Annotated in this window: 4 protein-coding genes; 1 reads left to right on the forward strand and 3 read right to left on the reverse strand. The window is 41.0% G+C overall.

Annotated elements, in window-relative coordinates:
* The first annotated feature begins 242 nt into the window (after nucleotides 1–242).
* Entirely contained in the window at nucleotides 243–641 is a 399-nt protein-coding gene (locus DK872_RS28110) for an Imm74 family immunity protein (protein ID WP_161519124.1), read from the forward strand.
* Between the two features lie 373 nt (nucleotides 642–1,014).
* Here DK872_RS28110 and DK872_RS27145 read toward each other — a convergent pair whose 3' ends face one another.
* The 3 genes from DK872_RS27145 to DK872_RS27155 all read right to left on the reverse strand — a co-directional run bounded on the left by DK872_RS27145 (nucleotide 1,015) and on the right by DK872_RS27155 (nucleotide 3,178).
* Nucleotides 1,015–1,299, reverse strand: a complete 285-nt coding sequence (locus DK872_RS27145; protein WP_161519125.1) for a hypothetical protein — start codon at nucleotides 1,297–1,299, stop codon at nucleotides 1,015–1,017.
* Nucleotides 1,300–1,547: 248 nt separating this feature from the next.
* Complete coding sequence (locus DK872_RS27150) at nucleotides 1,548–2,027, reverse strand: GNAT family N-acetyltransferase (protein ID WP_161519126.1); 480 nt, start codon at nucleotides 2,025–2,027, stop codon at nucleotides 1,548–1,550.
* A 257-nt stretch (nucleotides 2,028–2,284) separates the two neighbouring features.
* Nucleotides 2,285–3,178, reverse strand: a complete 894-nt coding sequence (locus DK872_RS27155; RefSeq protein ID WP_161519127.1) for an AbiJ-NTD4 domain-containing protein — start codon at nucleotides 3,176–3,178, stop codon at nucleotides 2,285–2,287.
* Nucleotides 3,179–3,442 lie beyond the last annotated feature (264 nt).

The raw sequence follows: 3,442 nt of genomic DNA on the forward strand, positions 1-3,442 counted from the left end.
AATAAGACAACATTAGATGGCGCTTTTATTCGATTAGAGAAGCAACGTGGTAGTTGACCTTCTACGGCTCTTATAGAACTCCGCTTTTGGCAGGCAGCAGCCAGTCAGTGGACCTGCATGTCTGTTAAGAGCGAAGAGCGGAAGTTTGCAGTTACTCTTGCAGCGATAGAGGTATTACTAACAAAGCTGTAGGTCTATAAACGGTGAGCAAGTCAGGGTATGCAAATGGAGTCTCAGGAACGGTGCGTGCAGTATTCGGGCTGAGTCTGCGACCTGAAAATGTTTGGGAAAGAGCTGAGTTGTCTGCGTTGATGAAAAATCCTAATGTAGAAGAAATTATTACTATTGTTTCTGTAAGAATGGGCGAGAAAATTATTTACGTGAAGGGGGAAACTATGATTCTTGATGTCTCTCGGGGTCATATCCAAGTAAAAATTGGAGATAGAACGGCGACCGTTCAAGGTGAGATGTTCTTTCCCGGTAACGATAAAATTGGCTTTGTGTTGTACAAGGGGGCTTTGAGGTTTTGGGATGCGCCTAACCAAAGTCAGATTATGACTGGCGATGATATCGATATGGTTATTGCTGATATTCAGGCCGATTTTTCCAAGGGAGGGCATATATTAGAAATTGAACATTAGTATGTGCAAAAGGTTCTGGAGGGGCGGTTGCCACTGGGCTACCGGTTGCGAGAACAACTGCATAATTGCAGGCACAATCCGGCCTCGATGCGCAGCTTTGTGCAGAACTGCTGGTAAACCCGCCTGCTTTCGTCATTTCGGCGTCGGCCAAGGGTATTCAGTCAATCCGCGATGAGACTGTTACCTCTCATACAGAATGCGAGAAATTTAACCGGCAGCTATGAGCGAAGAGCGGGAATTTATTTACCCGGCGAACAGGAAGCGACAAATTATCAGGCTCGGTTACTGGCTCACTGGTTATTAACCATTAAATATTATTCCAGAAACTTAATAAAAAACTATGCTACTAAGAAAGTTAGCACAGCTTTGGCATTCAAAATGGATATTTTTCCGATAAAAATCTCATTATTGCTGAGACATTTTTTAAATTATGACTAACGAGACTGTGCTGCGAATGTGCAAGCCTTAATATTTCGTAGTCTTCTGCCAGTTGACCTATATCTAATTGATTCGGCTCATTATGCGGGTCAAAAAGAGATTCCGATGGGATATTCCAATACAAATCTTCATCTAGCGTAACACTATCCATGCCACGCCGTTTCATTTCAAGGAATATTGTATTGACGATTTTTTCAAGAAAACTGAGTTCAATTTGCATATTTAGCCCTTAAAACTTTGGGTTTTATTTATTTTCTGAGGGACAGTCTTAGACTCACAACCAAATTTGTACTCATCGCTTTTATAATTTTGACTTACTGTTTTGCGCTGTGCCCCATTGACACGAATGTAATAATATCAGCAATGTCCGCCCCTGTCACTGAACGGACCAGCCCGAAGATCGATGTCCGCAGTGAGCGAGGAGCGGAAGTTACAACTGCTACATCGCTTGACTCTTTAAACCATTTTTCAGGTTATTGCATTAGCAGGTAACCTCATAACCATTACCGTAACGGATTCTCCAGCTACAATACGTTGTTCATACTCTTTCCATCCCAGACTTCGATATAGAGACTGCTTGTCAGGAGTGTATAGCCAGAGTTCAGTAATATTTCTCTCAGTAGCTAATTCAACAATGCGTTTTATCAATGCAGAACCTATCCCCTGACCACGATGAGTAGACCGAGTAATAACTTCGCCTAACCAGTACATGCGCTGAAGGTTATCTTTAAGTTCATAATAGATAAGGCTACCAGCAGCAGTCACATTATTCTCTGCGTCTAGGGCAACCAAGGTGAACTGCTGATTATCAATACTATTACGCTCGGTAAGACGTTTCATTATCTGCCTTGATTCCGACCATGAAGGCAGATGAGACCACTCATTAAACAGTAATGCCGTCGTCTGAATTAGATAATCAGGGTGATCCATAAGGTATTTGATCTGCATTTTATGCCTGATAATTAGCAAGTTAATTTTTGTTATAACTCCGTCATGTTCTCGTTTCCAGTAAAATTAGTTATGTGATACTGATCAGTTCGACAGCCATATAAGCTTCATTACCTTTCATTGAGAGAATCATAACGTCCGCTCCTGGCACGGAGAGGACAATCTAACGGAGCGAAAGGTCCGCTGTGAGCGAAGAGCGGATCTAACATTATTATGTTTTGAATAATAAGAGACGGTCAGTTGGCTGTAAGTCTGGCTTAGTTATCCAAAACAGCTTTTCTTTGTATTATTGTTCTAATAAATGCTGCTGATATATGCAACACGAATTCAGCATCGTATTCCAAGACAGAAGAAACCTTGTTGCTACCATGTCTTACTGCTGGCTCTGCATTTGTATAAGCGTAAAATTTTTCTATTACAGTTAATAGCATAGGTGAGATAGTGTTTTCTTTTCTCATCAGTTTTAATACCTCGCCCAGGGTTGAGGCTGACGGATAATAAGTCCGACACATGCTTTCTATTGCACTTATCGATTCTTTTATGGAATTTTCTGGATCCTTATGCGCACCTAATGCAAAAGCCCGTGCTTTCACATAGTGCCTTCTTGCAGGTTCAAACTGGTCTTGCAATAAGTTATTAGTTTCATCGATTTTTTGTTCTAGTTCATTTGGTAATGGTGTTTCTAACCTACCAGCAGAATTCATTTTCCAGTCAATATTCCGAGATGCGAATAACTCGTTCAATTTCTGACGATATGATGTAAAAGTAATGTCTTCTAATACCTTCTTACCCCAAGTATGGCCTCTCTCTGCATCTCTTTTCCTTAATAGATCTCCAATGATCTCAACAGCATCGTAAAATTGAAACCAATGCATATGTTGCAAACGTGCTTTCAAAGCATCATGGCAGTACCATGAATCGAAATCCTCATGATCTGTTTCTTGACCATTCTCTGCGCAAAGTCGCTCGATCAAAGCCTTAATACCCAGAGTCTTGTTCTCATCATTCGCAATGCGGCTATCACCATCAATGTACAAAAAATTATCGAGGACAGTTACAAAAAATAAAGAGCGAAGCCACTCTGGAGCATCTTCCCGTATCGGCTTTTTATTATACTCAGGATCAAAACCATGTCTGTGCGAGAACTTCATTCCACATCTCCCATTCAACTGTATGAATATTAGGCAATTATACAACCAACACAAACCCCTTTGCGAATACAAAAAAATCAAAAAATTACAACTAATTTAAGAGCTTATCGCTTATTTCTCCTATGGATGTCCGCTGTTGGCACGGAGCGGACTAACTCACTGAGCAGAAGGTCCGCTCTGAGCGAATTATAGACTTTCATACCCTGAAAATTACGCTATTAGGTGATTCAGGGTATGCGCTTGCTGGTTACGAATATTGAGCGA

Origin of the sequence: Kosakonia sp. MH5 (genome assembly GCF_009935945.1) — a bacterium.
GTDB lineage: Bacteria > Pseudomonadota > Gammaproteobacteria > Enterobacterales > Enterobacteriaceae > Kosakonia > Kosakonia radicincitans.